This window comes from Bradyrhizobium embrapense, from assembly GCF_001189235.2.
Taxonomy (GTDB): domain Bacteria; phylum Pseudomonadota; class Alphaproteobacteria; order Rhizobiales; family Xanthobacteraceae; genus Bradyrhizobium; species Bradyrhizobium embrapense.
Window position 1 is genome coordinate 957,192 of the sequence record NZ_LFIP02000002.1, and the last position, 20,680, is coordinate 977,871.

Here is a 20,680-nt window from a genome sequence, read left to right on the forward strand (position 1 = left end):
ATAGCGACATGACACAGGTCTATTTCCATTGCTCGAACACGCGCGGCGTGCTGATGGACCGCCGCGGCACCTCGGTGACGAGCCTCGCCGAGGCCTGCGAGGCGGCGACCTGCATGATGCGCTCGCTGGTCGCAACGGTCAGTCTGGAAGATTGGCGCGACTGGGCCGTGCATGTCAGCGACGAAGACGGCGAGGAGATCGTCATCCTGCCCTTCGCATTCGTTCTCGGCAAACCGCACTGAGAGTAAGCCATGCTGTCGCTGCAGTCCTTGCTGCCTCTTCGTTGCCTGAACGCGATCACGGCCGGCTGGCAGAATCTGATCGCGCGAATGCGCGATCCCTACCGGCCCGAGCTGCACTACATGCGCGGGCCGGGCCCCAAATGGCGCGCGAAGCATCCCGTCCACGCCGCGTCAGCCGGTTGAACCCCGCGATCCGATTTAGAACGATCCCAAGAGAACGATCCCAGGAAATCGCGCCGAAGGCCGGGACGCATTGTCGCAGTTCCCGGACGCGCTCGTTGCGAGATCGCAACACGATCGCCGATAAGTCCAACACTGGATGGGTTCTAATCGCCGCGCAACGGCGCGCGTCCTTCATCGTGCTAGTGACGGCACAACGGAGACTCTGGAATTCAGGTAGCGAAGTTGACCGCGACGACCAAATCCCTGCGGCGGTGGGGTGCCGTCCACAAATGGACCAGCCTGATCTGCACGTTGTTCATGCTGCTGCTCTGCATCACCGGCCTGCCGCTGATCTTTCACGATGAGATCGACGATCTCCTGCACAGCCAGGTCAAGCCGGCCGAGGCGGCCGCAGGCACGCCGCCGGCCAATCTGGATCATCTGCTCGCCAACGCGCTGGCGCGGGCGCCGGGCAAGGTGCCGCATTTCCTGATCTGGGATCGCGACGAGCCCGGCGCGATGTGGGTCAGCGTCGGTCCGACGATCGACGCCGATCCGACCAACAACCTCCTGATCCGGATGGATACGCATACCGGCGCCTATCTCGATTCCCCTGACGTGACCGGACGCTTCACCTACATCATGCTGAAGCTGCATACCGACATGTTCGCGGGCCTGCCCGGCAAGCTGTTCCTCGGATTGATGGGGATCCTGTTCTGCGTCGCGATCATTTCCGGCATCGTCGTCTACGCGCCGTCGATGCGGAAGCTGCGCTTCGGCGCCTACCGCGCGCAGCGGACCCGCGTCGTGCGCTGGCTCGACGTGCACAATCTCGCCGGCATCCTGCTGGTGGCCTGGACGCTGGTGGTCGGCTTCACCGGGGTCATCAACACCTGGGCCGACCTCGTCCTCAAGATGTGGCAGTTCGGCCAGCTCGCCGAAATGACCGCGCAGTACAAGGACCGACAGGTGTCGTCGAAGCTGACCTCGCTGAACGGGGCGGTCGAGGTGGCGAGGCACGCGGTACCCGGAATGACCCCGAGCTTCGTCGCCTTCCCGGGAACCCTGTTCAGCAGCAAAAGCCATTACGCGGTGTTCCTGCACGGCGATACGCCGCTGACCTCGCGGCTGCTGAAGCCCGCGCTGATCGATGCGGAAACCGGCGATCTGACCGACAGCCGCGACATGCCCTGGTATGTGTCGACGCTGTACGTCTCGCAGCCGCTGCATTTCGGCGATTACGGCGGCATGCCGCTCAAGATCGTCTGGGCGCTGCTCGACATCCTCACCATCTTCATTCTGGCGACCGGCGTGTATCTGTGGATGCGCCGACGCAAGGCGGGCGTGAGCGTGGAGCGCGCCATCGCCAGCGCCGCCTCGATCGACAACCCCGCGCTCACGTCGTGACATCAGCATGGTCGCACATCGTTCATTGACCCAGATCTTCGCCGCCCCGCTCGTGATCGCAATCGTGAGCACGGTGGGATTGATCAGCGCGCTGGTCGGCGACGGCTGGTGGGATGCCGTCTCCTGGGTCGCGCTTGGCCTGCCGGTGCTGCTCTATCTGCTGTTCATCTGGCGGCGGCGGCCGAATTGATCAGGCTCGCTTGATCGCCGTTCCCTGATCGAACGGTTTGGCCGTCGACTTCGGTCCACCTCTCCCAAAGGAGAGGTAAGCCGTCGCTGCTGTTCCAATTGGACCGCCATGATGGGTTGGACGGCGCGCTCGATGCCCTAAAGCGCGATGTGATTAGGTTGAATCGTCATCGCACTTTAGCTCTTTGACTGAGCATGATCTTTTCGGAAAACCGCTTCGCACCTTTCCGGATCATGCTTCAGATCAGTGCGTCCTTACGCAGTGTCGTTTCGATCTCGCCGAGGATGCGCGCCAGCCGCTCGGCCCATGCGGTCTCTCCGGCATGGTCGGAGATCAGGTCCTGGCGGATCTCGATGCCGGAATTGATCAGGCCGCGCTGTTCGCCATGCACGGGAATCGTGTAGTCGGTCTCGTCGCTGACCGCATAGGGCTCGTTGTCGCCGACCACGAGATCGGCCTCGCCGCGCAGATGCTTCAGCAGCAGCGGCGGCAGCGCCTCGTCGTGGTGGTAGAGCGTGCCGATGTGCCAAGGACGCGCGATGCCGGCATAAATCGGCGTGAAGCTGTGCAGCGACACCAGCACTGTCGGCATGCCCTGATGCGCGCGCTCGTCGATGACCGCGTCGATGCGCTGATGATAGGGATCGAAGATCTGCCTGCGGCGCAGCTCGGCAGCCTCGCGCGACAGGCCTTCATTGCCGGGAATGGTGGTGGCTTCGCTGATCAGCGGGACCGAGCTTGCGACATGCGGCGGACGATTGCAGTCGATCACGAGCCGCGAGTAGCGCTGCGCGATCAGGTGCGCGCCGAGCAGGTCGGAGAGCTGCGTCGCGACGCCGGCGATGCCGATGTCCCAGGCGATGTGCTGGACGAGCTCGCTTTCGGGCAGGCCGAGGTCTCCGAGCCGGGAGGGAATCAGCCTGCCGTAATGATCGCAAGTCAGTAGGAACGGCGAGCGGCCGTCAGGATTATGTTCAAGAACCGGTGAAACATCGGTGTTTGTCAGCAGAAAGAACGGGCCACCGGCGTGATTCACGGGCTTTTTCCTCAACTTTGCCTATTCAAGGGGCATGCTGGTTTGGAATCAAGCAGCATTCTCTATAGATTTGGCGGCCGAAATCACGATGATTGTTTGAAGATGCCGCTCCTGACCATCCATCACAAGACAGTTTATCGCTATGTGCGCCCGGTGGCGTTCGGCGAACACCGCATCATGCTGCGACCCCGCGACGGCCATGATCTGCGCGTGCTCGACAGCGCACTTGTGATCGACCCCCAGCCGATGTCGCTGCGCTGGATCCACGACGTGTTCGGCAACAGCGTGGCGATCGCCACCTTCGACGAGCGCGCCGACACGCTGTCCTTTGTCTCGACCGCGACGGTGGAGCACAATGCGGCCGATACGTTCGCGCTGACGCCGGACGATGCCGCCTATTTCTATCCGTTCCTCTACGACGATGAGGAATTCCCCGATCTGCAGCAATTCATCACGCCGCAATATGGCGATCCGAACGGCGAACTGTCGGCCTGGGCGCGGCGCTTCCTCGATGTCGAGGCGCCGACGCTGACGTTCAAGATACTCAGCGACATGACCCATGGCATTCGCGAGGCGTTCAGCTACCGCAAGCGGTACGAGCAGGGCACCCAGCATCCGCTCGATACGCTGCGGACGAAGTCCGGCACCTGCCGCGACTACGCGCTGTTCATGATCGAGGCGCTGCGCCGGCTCGGCATCGCCGCGCGCTTCGTCTCCGGCTATCTCGCGATGCCGCCCGGCAGCGCGCATGGCTATGTCGGCGGCGGCTCGACCCACGCCTGGGTGCAGGTCTATCTGCCGAGCGCGGGCTGGATCGAGTTCGACCCGACCAACGGCATCGTCGGCACGCGCGATCTGATCCGCGTGGCGGTGGCGCGCGATCCGCGCCAGGCGATCCCGCTGCATGGCGTCTATCTCGGCGCCGCGGATGCCTATCTCGCCATGGATGTCGACATCAAGGTGGTCTCGGTGGGTGAGAGCGCTGCGGAGCGGGAGACGGCCTGACGATGCTGATCAAGGTCGGCTTCGAAATCACCTACACGGCGCCGCAGCCGACCCCGATGGTGATCATGTTGTCGATCCATCCGTCGCGTTACGCCGACATCGTCGGCACCGAGCGCATTTCGGCCGAGCCCGATGTTCCGATCGGCCTCTATCGCGACGGTTTCGGCAATGTCTGCGGGCGTCTGGTTGCGCCAGCTGGTGGCGTCACCTTCCATGGCAGCGCGCTGGTGCGGGATTCCGGATTGCCTGACATCGTCAATCCGGCGGCGCAGCAGGTTCCGATCGAGCAACTGCCCGACGAGATGCTGCTCTATCTGATGCCAAGCCGCTATTGCGAGACCGACAAGCTGACGGACATCGCCTGGTCGCTGTTCGGCAACACGCAGCCCGGGTGGGCACGGGTGCAGGCGATCACCGATTTCGTGCATCACCATGTGACGTTCGGCTACCAGCACGCCCATCACATGAAGTCGGCGCACGACGTGTACGGAAGCGGCACCGGCGTCTGCCGCGACTTCGCGCATCTGGCGCTGACCTTCTGCCGCTGCATGGGGATTCCGGCGCGCTACTGCACCGGCTATCTCGGCGACATCGGCGTGCCGCGCGATCCGGCGCCGATGGATTTTTCCGGCTGGTTCGAGGTCTATCTGTCGGGCCAGTGGTACACCTTCGATGCCCGCCACAACACGCCGCGGATCGGCCGCATCCTGATGGCGACCGGCCGCGACGCCGCCGACGTCGCACTCACCACGAGCTTCGGCCGCATGACGCTGACCAAGTTCGTCGTGGTGACCGATGAGGTGGAGGCGGCTTGATTCTTTTCGCCCATTCCGTCATTCCGGGCTCGCGGCTTCGCCGCGCCCCGGAATGACAGGTTGGCCATGACCTCCGATCTTCTCTTCGTCTACGGCACGCTGATGCGCGGCTTCGATCATCCGATGGCGAAGTTGCTTGCCGGCAATGCCGAATTCCTCGGGCCGGCGCAGTGCCGCGGCCGGCTCTATCTGGTGAAGCATTATCCCGGCCTCGTCGTGTCGGACGGTCCCGCCGACATCGTGCACGGCGAACTGTTCCGCCTGCGCGAGCGCGAAGCGATGTTGCGCGAATTCGACATGTACGAAGCCTGTGGCGAAGGCTTTCCGCCGCCGACCGAATATGTCCGCGAGATGCTCAACGTCACGCGCGCCGACGGCAGCGTGAGCGAGGCCTGGACCTATCTCTACAACTGGCCGGTCGCCGAGCTGCCGCGGATCGCATCAGGAAAATTCCTCGAGCATTGATTGCTTCAAATTTCCCGCTCGACGCGGATGTCGACCTCGCGCTCGACATAGCTCCATTCCTCGGTCGCGCGCAGCATGGCGACCAGCTCGTCGAACAGGGCGACGTGCTCAGGCGCGAATTCGAACCAGGTCAGAAAGTCGAAGGGCATGCCGAGGTCGCGGGCGTGAAACAGCTGGCGGGCGATGGCGGGGAGGAATTTCAGGGTGCCGGCGATGTGGTGCGACTTGTCCTCGAAGATCTCGCGGCGCTCCGGCTGCGTCAGCTCCCACCAGGCCGCGGATTTCCGGATCGGGATCAGGGCCGCATGCGTTGCCTCGCTGCGGCCGAGCCCGGCCTGCACGGCGGCAAGCTTCTCGCGTTCGTCCTTGTCGGTGTAGCGCAGATAGCTGGCGACGCCGGCGAGCCGCCAGGAGGTCTGCGCCGGCAACAGCGGCAGCGCGATCGACTCGCTGGTCACCACCGACAGTGCCGCAACCTTCGGCAGCGTCTCGCCCTTCACCCGCGTGATGGACGTGACCAGCCAGCCGCCGCTTCGCCCGCCTCTGAATGTCGTGAACATGGCCTATCCAATCCCGGAAGCGCGGATGGGGCAAGCGCGCTGCGCGACCTCTCCACTGTCATTCCGGGGCAGCCCGAAGGGCTGAGCCCTGGATCCATTCCTCCGCCTGCTCTGCGGGCCGATGGAGTCCGGGCTCGATGCTTCGCATCGCACCGCGGAATGACGAGGGGTGTGGATAGCGGGAGCAGGCGGATAAACTTGATACGCTGAGGCCCGCCTCACTATATCGATGACCGATTCGTTCCGAGCCCGAGCCACATGCGTTTCACGCCCGAATTCCTCGATGAGCTGCGCGCCCGGCTGCCGGTCTCGGAAGTCGTGGGCCGGCGCGTCAAGCTCAAGAAGGCCGGGCGGGAGTGGAAGGGGCTGTCGCCGTTCCAGCAGGAGAAGACGCCGTCCTTCTTCGTCAACGATCAGAAGCAGGCCTGGTTCGACTTCTCGTCCGGGCTGAATGGCAACATCTTCGACTTCCTGATGAAGACCGAGGGCGTGACTTTTCCCGAGGCGGTGGAACGTCTCGCCGCGATGGCAGGTGTCCCGCTGCCGGCCGTGACGCCCGATGCGGCGCGGCACGAGCAGCATCGCCGCACCCTGCACGACGTGATGGAACTGGCGACCAAGTTCTTTGCCGACACGCTGGCCTCGCAGGGGGGCGCCAAGGCGCGCGGCTATCTCGCCGACCGCGGCATCTCGCCGGCGACCCAGCTCCAGTTCCGGATGGGCTATGCGCCGCCGGATCGTTTTGCGCTGAAGGAGCATCTCGGCGCGCAGGGCATCTCGACCGAGGACATGGTGGAGGCGGGGCTCTTGGTGTCCGGCGAGGACAAGCCGGTGCCGTTCGATCGCTTCCGTGACCGCGTCATGTTCCCGATCACGGACGCCCGCGGCCGCGTCATCGCTTTCGGCGGCCGGGCGCTGGAGAAGGACGTTCCGGCGAAGTACCTGAATTCGCCGGAAACCCCGCTGTTTCACAAGGGCGACAATCTCTACAATCTGTTCACCGCGCGCCAGGCCGCGCATGACGGTGCGCAGCTGATTGTCGTCGAGGGCTATGTCGACGTCATCGCGATGGTTACCTCTGGCTTCCCCGGCGCCGTCGCGCCGCTCGGCACCGCGCTGACCGAGAACCAGTTGGCGATGCTCTGGAAGATGGCGGACGAGCCGATCCTCTGCTTCGACGGCGACCGCGCCGGGCAGAAGGCGGCCTATCGCACCGCCGACCTTGCCTTGCCCCAGCTCAAGCCGGGAAAGAGCCTGCGCATTGCGTTGCTGCCGGAAGGGCAGGACCCGGACGATCTCGCCCGCTCCGGTGGCCGCGGCGCGATCGAGGAGGTGATCTCGGCGGCGCGTCCGCTCGCCGACATGATTTGGTCGCGCGAGATCGAGGGCGGCAAGTTCGACACGCCCGAGCGCCGTGCTGCGCTGGAGGCGCGCATCGGCGAACTCACCAATGGCATCCGCGACGAGGTGGTGCGCCGCTATTACCGGCAGGACCTGCAGGAGCGGCTGCAACGCAACTTTGCCCCGGAGGGCGGCCGCGGCGGTTACGGCCGCGGCGGCTACGGCAACAGGGGCAATTTCGGCGGTGGTCGCGGCGGCGAATCACCGCGCCAGTTTGCGCCCCGGGGACCTGCCCAGGGTGGCCGGTTCGGCGCCAAGGGCGGCGGCTCCCCCGGGATTTTACGGGGTCCCTATCAGGCTGCCAGCCCTCAGCTTGCCAACAGCCCGATCATGCGCGGCCAGCGCAGCGCCATCTCTCGCCGCGAGGCGCTGATCCTGCAATCGCTGATCAATCATCCCTGGCTGCTGCACGATCATCTCGAGGAGGTCGCAGCCCTCGAGCTTGCCCACCCCGAGGCCCACAAGCTCCGGGCCGCCATCATCGCCGCCTTTGCCCACGATCATCACCACTCTCCGGATGCCGAGGAGCAGGCCGAGAAGATGCGCGCCGACCTTGAAGCAGGCGGATTATCGCAGATTCTTCAAAGGGTTGAACGGGCGATCACAACCCAGGCGGTGTGGGGGGCGCAGATCGGTGCCGCGCGCGAGGATGTTTTATCAACCTGGCGTCAACTCGTTGCCTTGCATCAGAAAACCCACGCCTTACTTAGGGAAAGAAAAGATGCGGAAGCGGCCTTGGCTGAAGACTCCAGCGAGGCCAATCTGGCATGGTTGCAGGATATCCAGGCCCGGATGGCAGAAGCCGACGGGACCGAAGCCCTGATTGAAGGGTTCGGCGAATTATCGGGCCGGTTCCAGCGTAATGTCTGATAACAAAAATGCTGCGGACGGCGCTCGCCAAACCCGCAAAAAGACTCGCCAAATCCATGGTTTGGCTGCAAAAACAGGGTTAAGCGAAACTTAATAGCCTCGCGGCTATTGCAGATTGGAAACCGTCGAGACGGATGACAGGGGTGGCGAGATTTTGCGCCGCCCTTTGTGCGTCGAGAGAGTAAATCTAGATTTCGTGCGGATGCGCGTGCGTGGCGCCCTTCTGCATGACCGCGTTTCGGGAGCTTAGTGAATGGCCACCAAGGCAAAGACGCTGCAGGTTAAGGACAAGGAAAAGGACGACAAGGCAGCGGATGCTCCTGAGAAGGATGCCGCTGACGCGCCGTCGCCGTTGCTCGACCTGTCGGATGCCGCGGTGAAGAAGATGATCAAGCAGGCCAAGAAGCGCGGCTTCGTGACCTTCGATCAGCTCAACGAAGTGCTGCCTTCCGACACGACCTCGCCCGAACAGATCGAAGACATCATGTCGATGCTCTCGGACATGGGCATCAACGTCACCGAGGCCGACGACAGCGAAGGCGAGGACGAGAAGGACGACGGCGACGACGAGACCGACAACGAACTCGTCGAGGTCACGCAGAAGGCCGTCACCGAGGTCAAGAAATCGGAGCCGGGCGAGCGCACCGACGATCCCGTGCGCATGTATCTGCGCGAGATGGGCACCGTCGAGCTGCTGTCGCGCGAGGGCGAAATCGCCATTGCAAAGCGCATCGAGGCCGGCCGCGAGGCGATGATCGCGGGCCTCTGCGAAAGCCCGCTGACCTTCCAGGCCATCATCATCTGGCGCGACGAGCTCAACGAAGGCAAGATCTTCCTTCGCGACATCATCGATCTCGAGGCCACCTATGCAGGGCCCGAGTCGAAGGGCGGCATCAATCCGAACCTGATCGGGAACAATGCCGGCGAGGGCGCTGCCGCTGAGGCCAACGGCGCGGATGCCGCCGCGCCGGCCCATGTCGCGCCGCCTGCCGCGCCGCCGTCGCCGACCCCGTTCCGCGCCGCGCCCGCCGGTGGCGAAGCCGGCGTCGAGGAGAAGGATCCGGCCGAAGCCGCCGCCGAGTCCGACATGGACGACGACGAGTTCGAGAACCAGATGTCGCTCGCCGCCATCGAGGCCGAGCTGAAGCCGAAGGTGGTCGAGACCTTCGACAAGATCGCATCCGAGTACAAGAAGCTGCGCCGCCTGCAGGAGCAGGACATCGCCAACCAGCTGCAGAGCGAGTCGCTGTCGCCCTCGCAGGAGCGCAAGTACAAGAAGCTGAAGGACGAGATCATCGTCGAGGTGAAGTCGCTGCGCCTCAACCAGGCTCGCATCGATTCACTCGTCGAGCAGCTCTACGACATCAACAAGAAGCTGGTCTCGTTCGAAGGCCGCCTGCTGCGCCTCGGCGACAGCCACGGCGTCGCGCGCGAGGACTTCCTGCGCAACTACCAGGGCTCCGAGCTCGATCCGCGCTGGCTCAACCGCGTCTCCAAGCTGTCGGCCAAGGGCTGGAAGAACTTCGTTCATCACGAGAAGGATCGCATCAAGGACCTGCGCCACGAGATCCAGTCGCTGGCGGCGCTGACCGGGCTTGAGATCGGCGAATTCCGCAAGATCGTGCACGGCGTGCAGAAGGGCGAGCGCGAGGCCCGTCAGGCCAAGAAGGAGATGGTGGAAGCCAACCTCCGGCTCGTGATCTCGATCGCCAAGAAGTACACCAACCGCGGCCTGCAGTTCCTCGACCTGATCCAGGAAGGCAATATCGGCCTGATGAAGGCGGTCGACAAGTTCGAGTATCGGCGCGGCTACAAGTTCTCGACCTACGCCACCTGGTGGATCCGGCAGGCGATCACCCGTTCGATCGCCGACCAGGCCCGCACCATCCGCATCCCCGTGCACATGATCGAGACGATCAACAAGATCGTTCGCACCTCGCGCCAGATGCTCAACGAGATCGGCCGCGAGCCGACCCCGGAAGAGCTCGCCGAGAAGCTCGGCATGCCCTTGGAGAAGGTCCGCAAGGTCCTCAAGATCGCCAAGGAACCGCTGTCGCTCGAGACGCCGGTGGGTGACGAAGAGGATTCGCATCTCGGCGATTTCATCGAGGACAAGAACGCGATCCTGCCGATCGACGCCGCGATCCAGTCCAATTTGCGCGAGACCACGACGCGCGTCCTGGCCTCGCTCACCCCGCGCGAGGAGCGCGTGCTGCGCATGCGCTTCGGCATCGGCATGAACACCGACCACACGCTGGAAGAGGTCGGCCAGCAGTTCTCGGTCACCCGCGAACGCATCCGCCAGATCGAAGCCAAGGCGCTGCGCAAGCTGAAGCACCCGTCAAGGAGCCGGAAGCTGCGGAGCTTCTTGGATAACTGACTCGCATTGTCATGCCCGGGCTTGACCGGGCATCCATCGAAACAAGAACGGCGGGCAAAGGCCCGCCGTTTTTATTTGGCTCGTCGGTTTCAGACTTCACGCGTCAGTAAGGGAGGCACCGGCAGAAGGGCTCCCTCACCCCTTGCGCGGAAGGGGTGGGGAGAGGGGTGCCGCTTGCCCCGACGTAGATGAGGCGCGAGGGCTTCGCCCGCCGCTACTTCTTCTTCGCGCCGACGCGCTCGATGGTCTTGATTTCGAGCGGCGGGCGGCCGCCCTTTTCGGCGATCTCGCGGTCCTGCTCGCGCAGGAAGGCGCGCACCGGCTCGTCGCCGTCCAGCCCGCCCAGCAGTTCCGACGGCACGCGGCGGTTGGAGCGCTGCGAGCCGTCTTCATAGAAGACGTTGAAAAAGGCGAATTCGCCTTTGGGATTGGTCCCGGGTTTTTTCGGCATGCGCGGCTTGTCCCCGATCAGGCCGCCGCTGTCAAAGCAAATCGGCTGCGTACCCGCGCCGGTCTGCCCTGCGCAATCCTGCGGCGAAGGCTCTTGCGATGCGATCGGACGTAATCTGGCGACGTGTCAGGATGACAACGGCCTGCGAGATGTCCACCGTTCTCTTGCGTCCGGTGTCCGCCTCAGCCCTCGAACAGCACGAACGCCGCCCACACGCTGGCGTCCCTGGCGCCCGCGACCTTGCCGTCGCGCGCATCACGCCTCGTCTGGCGCAGCGCGTCCGAATAGGTCAGGCCCTCTGCGAGGTGCTCGTAGAAGCGCACGGTGAAGTTCGCGGTGCCCTCGTCGGCGACCGGCCACAGTGTCAGCAGCGCGCGGCGGGCGCCGGCGATGCCGAGCGCGGTCGGCAGGCCGCGCAGGCCGCTGACGAAACTCTCGTCGCCGCGGCCGGTCTCGCAGGCCGAGAGCACCAAGAGATCAAGTCCCGAGAGGTCCCAGTCCATCACCTCGAAGGCATAGAGATAGCCGTCCTTGTCGTCGCGCAGCGGAAACCTGCTGTCGCCTGCGCCGGACAGCACGATGCCGCTCTGCCAGAGCGTATCGAGGCCGGACGCCGTGCTGTCGTGATAGAAGCCGTGGGTTGCCAGATGCGCGATGCGCGCCTTGCCGATCGCCTCGCGCAGTGCGGCTTCGCTGACGCCGCGCCCGGTCAGCATCTCGACCGGCGCGCCGCGCGCGCGGGCGAGTTTTGCGATCGCCTCGATCTCGGTCTTCGTGCCGGGCAGCGGCATCGGCCCCGGCTGGCCGTATTCGATGCCGCCGGCGAGCAGCATCGCGCCCGTGCGATCGAGCTTTTCGCGCGCATGGATCGCGATCAGCGCGTCGGGGCTGGTCAGCATCCGGATCGTGGCGCGATCCTCCTGCAGGCCGCCGTCGGCGCCAGGCAGAAGCGAGAACGGCACGGCAAACAGGAAGCCGTCCGGCACGACATAGAGCGTGGTCTTGTCCTTCAGCAAAGGCTCCAGCGGCGCTAGCAGCCGTGCGTGGAGGTTCTGGAAGCGGCCTTTGCTGTCGAGCGCCCTGTCGTCGGGCGTCTTGTTGCCTGCTGCCTTGGTGTCTGGATTCGGCGCGACGGCTTGCGTCGCACGCAGCCGCGCGATCTCGGTGCGCACGCCGGTGTCGACCATCCGGCCGGGATCGCCGAGATCGACCACGCGGGGCTCGCCCGTTGCGGTCTCGACGATGGCGTAGAGCACGGTTGCGGACAGCGGCTCCTTCGATTGCCGATCCGCCTTCCATTGTCGCGTGATGAAATAGTTGATGACGGCCTCGTCAGGCGCGAGCAGCTGTGACGGACGGATCGCCTCTTGCGGCAGCTTCGCGCCGATCGCGTCGAGCCGCTTGTTCAGCGCCTTCTCGGCCGCGTCCTGCCGCTGCCACACCGATCGTGCCCAGTCGTCGATATTGCCCGACGAGAACAGCTCCTGCTTCTCGCCGTTGAGCCGCAGCGCCGCGCGCAGCAGCGCCGCGGTCTCCTCGTCCTTATCAGCCATTTGCGTCTCGAGTTGGCGCAGCGCGGTGGCATCGCCGCCGCCGAGCGTCTTCCAGCGCAGCACCGCGGCGGCAAAGGCCGGCTGTGCCACCGACGATCCGGCCCCGGTGGCGAAGCGGCCGAACGCGAACAGCAAATGGTCGGCGTGGGCCCGGATCGCCTCCGCGACGGCGCGATCGCCCGATGTGCCGACCTCGCGCTTCATCCAGTCGAACATCTCGCGATCGAGGGCGGTGAAGCTCTGCACGGCTTGGTTCGGATCGGTCGCGATCAATGCGACCGCGATACCGAGCTTGATCTCGAAGCTGAGCGGATGCTGCGCGGTGAAGGCGCGGGTCGAAATCGAAAGCGCGGTCTGGCGTAGCCGCATGCCCGCATCAGGCTCGCCGCGCCGCTCGCGCTGGCCCGCGGCCAGCACCGCGGCCTTGATGCGCAGAAAATCCGCAAAGTTCTCCTCGTTGGCGACGATCGCCTCCAGCCGTGCCAGGTCGGCCGGCGATATCGCAGCATCGCCTGCGGCGAGCATGTCGGTGTAGAACAGCCAGGCGTCAGCCTGCCCGGCGAAGCTCGGATCCTTCGGCGCGAGCACAGTCGCGATCGCGCGATGCCGGCGGAAATAGCGGCGGGCGTCGTCGAATCGACCGAGATTGAGGAAATCCTGTCCGGCGTTGTTGACCGTCACCAGCGTGTTGAGATGGTTCTCGCCATAGTGCTTGGCGCGCTTCTCGATCGCGAACAGGTCGAGCTCGAGCGCCTTCGCCGGCGCGCCGATCTCGCGCAGCATGTCGGCATAATTGTTGGCGAGCTTCCAGGTGGTGCGATGGTCGGGCCCCAGCGCCTTCTCCGAGCGTTCGAAATTGTGCCGGCCCAGATTCGTTGCCGACGCTGCCGAGCCGTTGGCCGAGAGCGCGACCGCGAGCTTGTCGTTGGCGATCAGCGATTCCTCGGAGCCCTCGCCCCAATAGGCGTTGAAGGCCGCGATCGCCTTCATGTAGAGCGGCACGGCCTCCGCGATCCTGGCGTGGTCGGATACGAGGATCGCGTACATCAGGAGGACATCGGCATTGCCGGGCGGCGATTGCGCCGCCGCCTTGCCCTGGAACGCGCGCACGAACAGCTTCTCGGCGAGATCGTCGCGCTTGACCGCGCGCAGCGCGGCGGTCGCGTCGAAATACTGCTCCATGACGAACTGCGCGTCGTCGAGCTTGTCTGCCGCATCCAGTGCGGCAAGCAGCTGTGCATAGCCCGTGTCGATCTTGCCACCGCGGGTCAGCGCGACGGCGTTCTTGATCTGCGCGGTGACCACCTGCGGGCCGCCGGCGCCTTGCGCCGGCGCACGCCTCGCGGAGAAATTCTGCGCGACCGCAGTGTCGACCGGTCCGATCAGAACGGTGACGAATGCGAGGATGATACTGAGCGATGCGGTCCTGCGCGCGTGAGCAAAACCCCCGGTGATCTTCATCAGTAACACATCCTCATCGTGCAGTCCGTCGTCGGATCGCGTTCCCCGCACCTGACGGCGTCGTCGCAACAGGCTCGCGACGCTTTAGCGGTGCGCCTTTGCATGAACAAGACAGGACGGCCGGTTCTGCGCGTGGCGCGGAACCGACGAGCCGAATTCGTGTTTCTTGGTCGCAGCCGATGCCTCTGGCGTTCACGCATCGCATCCCCGAATTGTGCCCGTGCCATGTGCCGTGGGACGCCGTCGGCCGCCGCTTGCATGCCACCGGCATGGTCGAGCCATCAGATGATGTTACCGCCGGCATGCCGGCTGGCTGTGCCGTTCGTGTTGCGCAGGGGCTCAAGAGCCGCGGCCTGCCCGCAAGCCGTCGCCACTTTCCCGGCGACCGCCTTTCGCTTCCGAATGGAACCGCGCGCGGGCCGAAGGCGAAAATGAATTCTGACCATCGTCACTTGCGCCACCCCGTCCGATTCGCGTATGAGGCGCATCCTTCCTGTTCTGCAACTAACCCTTTCGATTGAGGGCGCCCTGCCGATGTCCAACGCCACCCTCGACGCCAACAAGGCGCTCGTGCTTGCGCATTACGACGCCGTGACCAACCGTCTCGATCCCGATGCGATCCGCGTGCAGCTGGCGTCCGACTTCTTCGATCATGCCCTGGGCAAGCGGATGAGTGCGGAGGAGGTGATCGCGCATGCGGCCGCGATGCACGAGACCTTCGCCGATCTGTCAGCGGTGGCGGAATGCCTGGTGGCCGAGCGCGACATCGTCGCCGGCCGTTTCGTCTGGCGCGGCCGACACCGCAGCCCGTGGCGCGGCATTGCGCCGACCGGCCGCCACGTCGAGTTCCGCGGCATGACGTTCTGGCGGATTCACGACGGCAAGATCTCCGAGCGTTGGGCCGAGATCGATTTTGTCGACCTGGAGCGGCAGCTCAAGGACTGAGCTCCGGCAAACTCCCTGTCCTGTTACGAGACACGGTGGTCCGTTCGACCGGGACGGATCGTTGACGAGCGCTGCCTGCGTTGGCGATTTCACGTCGCGGTCGCCTTGACCAAAGGTTGTTGTCTGATAAAAATAATCCTTTGGATTGCTTGATGATATTTGGCCGCGGGCATGGATTTGCCCGTGTCCGAGGATGTTTGCGATGGCCATATTGGAAACGATTGCGAACCGCCAGGCGCAGTGGTCCGAGACCGCCAACCACCTGAAATCGACCATCGATCGGGCGCGCTGGTCGGTGTTCGCCCTATCGTCGCTCGGCGCGGTGCTGGCCGCGGTGGCGAGCCAGTTGCCGGACAACACGGCCGCGCCGCGCAGCACGGTTGCGATCGCAGGCGCCGTGAGCCTTGCGCTCGCGACTTTCTTCACGCAGCGTCTGCTCGGGACCGACCGGATCTCGGCCTGGGTGCGCGTGCGCGCGATCTCGGAGCGCCTGAAGCGGGAGGCCTATCGCTTTGCGGCGGGCGCAGCGCCTTACAACGATCCGGCCAAGGCCGATGCGCTGCTCGACGAGGAAGGGCGCAAGATCGAGGCCGATGGCGAGGATCTGCTGCCGCAGCTGGTGCGCACCGCGACGCAAGGGGCGTTGCCGCGCCAGAGCCTGCAACACGAGCAATACATCAAGCAGCGCGTGCAGGGCCACATCGACTGGTTCACCAAAAGGGCTGGCAGCAATCAGGCGGTCGTCGTGCGGCTGCGGCGCATCGAATTCGCGCTCGCCGCGCTGGCAACCCTGCTGACCGCGGTTGCCGGCGTGGCAGCCAAGCCCGTGATCGCGGGTGTTCCGTTCGACACAGTCGCCTTCACCGCGGTGCTGACCACGCTCGGCGGCGCGGTGCTCGCCCACATCGAGGCCGCGCGCTACGATTTCCTGGTCACGACCTTTCGCGCGACGGCGCGGCGGCTCGAGGACTGCACCAATCGGCCGCGGCCGTCATGGTCGGACTTCGTCAACGAATGCGAGAACATTCTGGCGACCGAGAACATGTCCTGGATCGCCAAGTTCACCGGCAAGCCTGAGGCGACGTCGAGTCCGTGAGGGCCCGGCGCGCGGTCTAGGCAAAATCTGCACAACTGCGCCGCGCTGCGACCGTGATCCGCCGCCATCGTCCGCGGCGTGCATCACAAGCTGACACCGACCGGACCGATCGCAAGCGCCGCGGCCAACTGGCCGCCGCTGCGCCGCTTCATCGCCGCCGAGCATCGGCTCGGCTTGGTGATGGCGCAGCGCCGCTGGACCGCGGGGCTTTACGAATTCCTGCGCTTCGGCGTGAAGCAGGCCTGGGCCTGCTTGTTCGGCGGCATCGCGGTGGCGCTGATGATCGGCACCTGGCGCTTCTATCCGCCGGATGCTGTGCTGGCACGCTACGACTTCCTGTTTCTCTGCATGCTCGCCGTCCAGGCCGTGCTGTTGGCAGGAAAGCTCGAGACGTGGGAGGAGGCCAGGGTCATCCTGGTCTACCATGTCGTCGGGACATTGATGGAACTGTTCAAGACGCATGTCGGCTCCTGGATCTATCCGGAGCCCAGCATCTTTCATATCGGCGGCGTGCCGCTGTTCTCGGGCTTCATGTATTCCTGCATCGGCAGCTACATCTGCCGCTGCTGGCGGCTGTTCGATTTCCGTTTTGTCGAGCATCCGCGCCGCCTCAGCCTGGTTGCCCTCAGCATCGCGATCTATCTCAACTTCTTCAGCCACCACTACATCATCGACCTGCGCTGGCTGCTGTTTGCCTGGGCCGTCTGGCTGTTCGGCCGCACCAGCATCCATTTCAAGGTCCGGACCACCTACCGCGCAATGCCGCTGCTGCTCGGCCTCGTACTGGTCTCGCTGTTCATCTGGTTCACCGAGAACATCGGTACCTTCGCCAAGACCTGGCTCTATCCGTCGCAGCGGCTCGGCTGGTCGATGGTCGGAATCGAGAAGCTCGGCTCCTGGTTCCTGCTCCTGATCATCAGCTACACACTGGTGAGCCTAGTCAATCCGCCGCGGAAGTGGCGGGGCGAGAGTGCGGGTGCCGATGTGCGGCGGCGTGACGCCGAGACCGTCGGAAAGATGTCGCTGCCGACGCTTTGACTGCCTCGTTTGCTCCATGCCATGATCGGCCATTCGAAGCAGAAGGGATGTTTGCATGCTCAGGTGTCGTTTGGCGGTTGTGTTCGGCGCCTTGCTGCTTGCCACCCCCTCCTATGCCGCCCGCTGCGGCGGCAGTTTTCCGGCCTTCGTCCAGTCGTTCTCGCAGGAAGCGGCCGCGGCCGGCATCCGGCAGGACGTGATCTCGGCGGCGCTCGGCGGGGTGCAGCAGGATGGCGGGGTGCTCGCCTTCGACCGGCGGCAGCGCTACACCTTCAACAAGACCTTTGAGCAGTATGTCGCAACCCGCGTCGGCTCCGGCCGCATCAATGGCGGCCGCGCCATGCTGCAGCGGCACGCCGCGCTGCTGTCGAAGATCGAGCAGCAATACGGCGTGCCGCGCCAGATCCTGGTTGCGATCTGGGGGCTGGAAACCGATTTCGGCAAGGGCGACATGGGCAAGCTGCCGGTGTTCCGCGTGCTTACGACGCTGGCGCATGACTGCCGCCGCACCGACCTGTTCCAGGGCGAACTGCTCGCCGCGCTCAAGATCCTGCAACGCGGCGACCTTCGTCTGAATGACATGATCGGCGCCTATGCCGGCGAGATCGGGCAGACGCAATTCCTGCCGTCGTCCTACATCAAGTATGGCGTCGATTTCGACGGCGACGGCCATGTCGATCTGCGCCATTCGGTGCCGGACGTGCTGGCCTCGACCGCGAACCTGTTGCACTCGAACGGCTTCAAGATGGGCGCGCCCTATGGCGAAGGCAGCGCCAATTTCGAGGCGATGCGCGAGTGGAACAGGGCGGTGATCTATCGCAAGACCATCGGGTATTTTGCCGATCAGCTTGTGGGGCGGTGAGGGCGCGGCTTTTGCGTCTGTCGTCATTGCGAGCGAAGCGAAGCAATCCATCTTTCAGCATGTGCGGGAAGATGGATTGCTTCGTCGCTTCGCTCCTCGCAATGACGTCTGCTACCAACAAGCCGCATAACGCGCTGAGAAATGGATTCTGGCTCTCGCTTTGCGAGCCCCGGAACGACGGATTGAGAGTGCGGGGGCCATGGAAACCATCGGCAGCCAAAAGATCTGGTCGTTCTTCGACCGCCGAGGATGCCAGGTTGCGAAGAACTCGGCGGTGCGGGAGGGGCCGGGGCATCGCGTCGGCTCCTATCTCGAACTCGCAACCAAGATCGCCGAACTGCAATTCCTCAACCGCGACCATGTGCTGCTGTTCCGTGGCCAGGGCGCCGACTTCCGGAACGTCAAGCGCAACTCGTCGCTGAAGCCGACTCTGTTCCGCGCCGGCCGCGGCAATCCGGACCGCGAGACGCTGGCGACGCGGTTTGCGGCGCTGGCCCGCGCCGAGCGGATCCTGATCGCGGACTACGCCAAGGCAAAGCTGCTCGGGCTGGAGCGGCTGAAGCGGCATCGCATCCTGCGCTGGTCGATCCTGCAGCATTATGAGGTCTGCACGACGCCGCTGCTCGACGTCACCCATTCGATCCGGATCGCCGCCTCGTTCGCCTCGCTGGCGGAGACCGGCACCGCCTTCCTCTATGTGCTCGGCGTGCCGAACTTGAGCGGCGCGATCACCGCGAGCGCGGAGGCCGGCCTGCAGATCGTGCGTCTCGCCAGCGTCTGTCCGCCGGCGGCGGTGCGGCCGCATATCCAGGAGGGTTATCTGCTCGGCGAATATCCTGAAATGTCGGGTACCGAGCAGAAGGAGAACTATTTTCCCTACGAGATGGATTTCGGCCGGCGGCTGGTCGCAAAATTCTCGTTCGCGACGGCCTCGTTCTGGAAGAACGACAATTTCCCGCAGGTGACGAGGAGCGCGCTCTATCCGTCGGAGAAAAGCGATCCGCTGTTTCAGCTGGCGCTCGGAGTGAAGAAGCAACTGGGGTGATCAGCGCTTCGTGACACACCGCTCGTGCAACATCGTCGGTGTCGCCCCGGGCTTGACACGGGGACCCAGCCACAAATGTCCGTGTCGCACGACGCTGGAGCCACAGCGTGTCTTACTAACCCAATCTCGTGGTTATAGGTCCCTGCTTTCGCAGGACGACGGATGGTGTGTGCTGCATATCGCCAATCGTTCGGCCGCCCCTCACTTCGCCACCTCGCGCATTGAGCCGGCCTGCGCCGCCTCGCGCGCGATCCGCCGCGCCGCCGTCTTCTCCATCAGCCGCTGCATCACCTTCCAGTAGGTGCCGGGGCGGAAGCGTTGCAGCAGGTCCATGAAGCGGGCGTCCTTGCCGATCAGGATGCGCGGCTGGTTTTTCTCGATGCCGGTGATGATGCGTTGCGCAGCCGCGGTCGGTGTGGTCCTGGCCAGCGCGTCGAAGCGCTCGATGGCTTCCGAGTGGCGGGCATTGTCGGTGATGCCGGCGCCGGTGCGTGAGTTGCGTGCGATGTTGGTGGCGACGCCGCCGGGATGCACGACCGAGAGCCGCACCGGGCTGTTCGCCACCGCAAGCTCGTGGCGCAGGCTCTCCGAGAAGCCGCGCACCGCGAACTTGGCCGCGCAATAGGCGCTCTGGCCGGGCGGGGCGAGGATGCCGAAGATCGAGGAGATGTTGACGATATGCGCCTCGCGCTGCCGCGCAAGCTGCGGCAGGAAGGCGCGAGTGCCGTGCACCACGCCCCAGAAATTGATGTTGAACAGCCACTCCATCTGCGCCTGCTCGATCTCGCCGAATTCGCCGAGCAGCGCGACGCCGGCATTGTTGACGACGATGTTGAGCCCTGGATGGGCGGCGCCGGCGGCCTCGGCAAACGCCCTGATCTGGCCGGGCTCGCTGACATCGAGGCGGTGCACCGTGACCTTGCGCGGGCTGACCTTGGTGCTCTCGATCGCCTTGGCGATCTCGGCGACGGCGGCCTGCAGGCCGGCCTCGTCGCGGTCGGCTATCGCAAGATCGCAGCCGCGCAATGCCAACTCATGCGCGAGCGCGCGGCCGATGCCGCTGGCGGCCCCTGTCACGGCGGCGGCGGATCCAGAAATCGCGGTCATGTCAGCTCCATCTGAAAAGGCGTTGGATGAAAAAGGTGTTGGACATGCTGGACGGGAACACGGCGGTTTCCGCACTTTTCTCAAATTGGAACCGAACCATCCAGTGATCCTAGGCATTTGGAATGTGTTCGTTTCGAAACCGCGATCAGCAGGGAGGTTCAGCCATGGGACAGTCGAGACCCTATCGTGCGAAAGCCCTGGTTGTCGAAGACGATCCGATGCAGCGCGAGATGATCGAGCTGCTGCTCGCGGAGAGCGAGTTCGACGTCATCTGCTGTGAGAGTGCGGAAGCCGCAGAACTGGTCCTGCAGGGCAGCGGCGACAGTGTCGTGCTGATGTTGACGGATGTCGAACTGGCCGGAAACATGACCGGGATCGAGCTCGCTTACGCTGCGAAGAAATACAAACCCGATCTCGACGTGATCGTGACCTCGGGCAGGCCGCTGCGGCAGCGCCTCCCGGACGGCACCCTGTTCTGGTCCAAGCCCTGGGCGCCGCTGGACGTCATCCGGGTCGCCGAGATGAAGGCATCCGAACTGTCGGATAGCGGGTCGCGCAGATCCTGACCGGGCCAGGCTGGTCCTCATAG

Annotated in this window: 20 protein-coding genes; 15 read left to right on the forward strand and 5 right to left on the reverse strand. The window is 64.7% G+C overall.

The window, feature by feature from the left end; translation table 11 throughout:
* Window positions 1-8: 8 nt before the first annotated feature.
* From AKN83_RS11980 to AKN83_RS11990, 4 genes are all read left to right on the forward strand, one after another.
* Window positions 9-242 carry a DUF6894 family protein gene (locus tag AKN83_RS11980; RefSeq protein WP_050402695.1) on the forward strand — a complete coding sequence of 78 codons (234 nt, stop codon included), beginning with the start codon at window positions 9-11 and terminating at the stop codon, window positions 240-242.
* Between the two features lie 9 nt (window positions 243-251).
* Window positions 252-425 carry a hypothetical protein gene (locus tag AKN83_RS40530; RefSeq protein ID WP_172803527.1) on the forward strand — a complete coding sequence of 58 codons (174 nt, stop codon included), beginning with the start codon at window positions 252-254 and terminating at the stop codon, window positions 423-425.
* A gap of 222 nt (window positions 426-647) precedes the next feature.
* Window positions 648-1,811, forward strand: a complete 1,164-nt coding sequence (locus AKN83_RS11985) for a PepSY-associated TM helix domain-containing protein (protein ID WP_050402694.1) — start codon at window positions 648-650, stop codon at window positions 1,809-1,811.
* Window positions 1,812-1,818: 7 nt separating this feature from the next.
* Window positions 1,819-2,001 (forward strand): hypothetical protein, encoded by a 183-nt coding sequence (locus tag AKN83_RS11990; protein WP_050402693.1) that lies wholly within the window; start codon window positions 1,819-1,821, stop codon window positions 1,999-2,001.
* 238 nt (window positions 2,002-2,239) lie between these two features.
* On the opposite strand, the gene AKN83_RS11995 is transcribed toward AKN83_RS11990, so the two are convergent.
* The gene (locus tag AKN83_RS11995; protein ID WP_050402692.1) at window positions 2,240-3,037 is read right to left on the reverse strand and encodes an N-formylglutamate amidohydrolase; all 798 of its coding nucleotides are present in this window, start codon (window positions 3,035-3,037) and stop codon (window positions 2,240-2,242) included.
* Window positions 3,038-3,139: 102 nt separating this feature from the next.
* Between AKN83_RS11995 and AKN83_RS12000 the strand changes: the two genes are divergently transcribed.
* The 3 genes from AKN83_RS12000 to AKN83_RS12010 all read left to right on the forward strand — a co-directional run bounded on the left by AKN83_RS12000 (window position 3,140) and on the right by AKN83_RS12010 (window position 5,322).
* On the forward strand, window positions 3,140-4,042 hold the full coding sequence (locus AKN83_RS12000) for a transglutaminase family protein (RefSeq protein ID WP_050402793.1): 903 nt from the start codon (window positions 3,140-3,142) through the stop codon (window positions 4,040-4,042).
* 2 nt (window positions 4,043-4,044) lie between these two features.
* Window positions 4,045-4,857: a transglutaminase-like domain-containing protein gene (locus AKN83_RS12005; RefSeq protein WP_050402691.1), complete on the forward strand. Its 813-nt coding sequence runs from the start codon at window positions 4,045-4,047 to the stop codon at window positions 4,855-4,857.
* 66 nt (window positions 4,858-4,923) lie between these two features.
* On the forward strand, window positions 4,924-5,322 hold the full coding sequence (locus AKN83_RS12010; protein WP_050402690.1) for a gamma-glutamylcyclotransferase family protein: 399 nt from the start codon (window positions 4,924-4,926) through the stop codon (window positions 5,320-5,322).
* Between the two features lie 5 nt (window positions 5,323-5,327).
* On the opposite strand, the gene AKN83_RS12015 is transcribed toward AKN83_RS12010, so the two are convergent.
* Window positions 5,328-5,882, reverse strand: coding sequence for a chlorite dismutase family protein (locus AKN83_RS12015; protein WP_050402689.1), 555 nt, complete (start codon window positions 5,880-5,882; stop codon window positions 5,328-5,330).
* A gap of 258 nt (window positions 5,883-6,140) precedes the next feature.
* On the opposite strand from AKN83_RS12015, the gene dnaG reads away from it, so the two are divergent.
* A complete protein-coding gene (gene dnaG, locus AKN83_RS12020) occupies window positions 6,141-8,153 on the forward strand; it encodes a DNA primase (RefSeq protein WP_050402688.1) in 2,013 nt (670 codons plus the stop codon).
* A 253-nt stretch (window positions 8,154-8,406) separates the two neighbouring features.
* Window positions 8,407-10,533, forward strand: coding sequence for an RNA polymerase sigma factor RpoD (gene rpoD / locus AKN83_RS12025; protein WP_050402687.1), 2,127 nt, complete (start codon window positions 8,407-8,409; stop codon window positions 10,531-10,533).
* A 214-nt stretch (window positions 10,534-10,747) separates the two neighbouring features.
* Here rpoD and AKN83_RS12030 read toward each other — a convergent pair whose 3' ends face one another.
* Both AKN83_RS12030 and AKN83_RS12035 read right to left on the reverse strand, forming a co-directional pair.
* On the reverse strand, window positions 10,748-10,984 hold the full coding sequence (locus AKN83_RS12030) for a hypothetical protein (protein WP_024581032.1): 237 nt from the start codon (window positions 10,982-10,984) through the stop codon (window positions 10,748-10,750).
* A gap of 182 nt (window positions 10,985-11,166) precedes the next feature.
* Window positions 11,167-13,998, reverse strand: coding sequence for a CHAT domain-containing protein (locus AKN83_RS12035; RefSeq protein WP_050402686.1), 2,832 nt, complete (start codon window positions 13,996-13,998; stop codon window positions 11,167-11,169).
* Window positions 13,999-14,532: 534 nt separating this feature from the next.
* Here AKN83_RS12035 and AKN83_RS12045 point away from each other — a divergent pair.
* The 5 genes from AKN83_RS12045 (at window position 14,533) to AKN83_RS12065 (ending at window position 18,984) form a co-directional block, all read left to right on the forward strand.
* Entirely contained in the window at window positions 14,533-14,943 is a 411-nt protein-coding gene (locus AKN83_RS12045) for an ester cyclase (RefSeq protein WP_050402684.1), read from the forward strand.
* 202 nt (window positions 14,944-15,145) lie between these two features.
* A complete protein-coding gene (locus AKN83_RS12050) occupies window positions 15,146-16,039 on the forward strand; it encodes a DUF4231 domain-containing protein (RefSeq protein ID WP_172803528.1) in 894 nt (297 codons plus the stop codon).
* A 78-nt stretch (window positions 16,040-16,117) separates the two neighbouring features.
* Window positions 16,118-17,077 carry a DUF817 domain-containing protein gene (locus AKN83_RS12055; protein WP_244521961.1) on the forward strand — a complete coding sequence of 320 codons (960 nt, stop codon included), beginning with the start codon at window positions 16,118-16,120 and terminating at the stop codon, window positions 17,075-17,077.
* A 55-nt stretch (window positions 17,078-17,132) separates the two neighbouring features.
* Window positions 17,133-17,939 (forward strand): lytic murein transglycosylase, encoded by an 807-nt coding sequence (locus AKN83_RS12060; RefSeq protein WP_050402682.1) that lies wholly within the window; start codon window positions 17,133-17,135, stop codon window positions 17,937-17,939.
* Between the two features lie 199 nt (window positions 17,940-18,138).
* Complete coding sequence (locus tag AKN83_RS12065; protein ID WP_050402681.1) at window positions 18,139-18,984, forward strand: FRG domain-containing protein; 846 nt, start codon at window positions 18,139-18,141, stop codon at window positions 18,982-18,984.
* A 201-nt stretch (window positions 18,985-19,185) separates the two neighbouring features.
* Here the strand turns inward: AKN83_RS12065 and AKN83_RS12070 are convergent, their stop codons facing one another.
* Window positions 19,186-20,091 (reverse strand): SDR family NAD(P)-dependent oxidoreductase, encoded by a 906-nt coding sequence (locus AKN83_RS12070; protein ID WP_050402680.1) that lies wholly within the window; start codon window positions 20,089-20,091, stop codon window positions 19,186-19,188.
* 164 nt (window positions 20,092-20,255) lie between these two features.
* Between AKN83_RS12070 and AKN83_RS12075 the strand changes: the two genes are divergently transcribed.
* Window positions 20,256-20,657, forward strand: a complete 402-nt coding sequence (locus AKN83_RS12075; protein ID WP_050402679.1) for a response regulator — start codon at window positions 20,256-20,258, stop codon at window positions 20,655-20,657.
* Window positions 20,658-20,680: the final 23 nt, after the last annotated feature.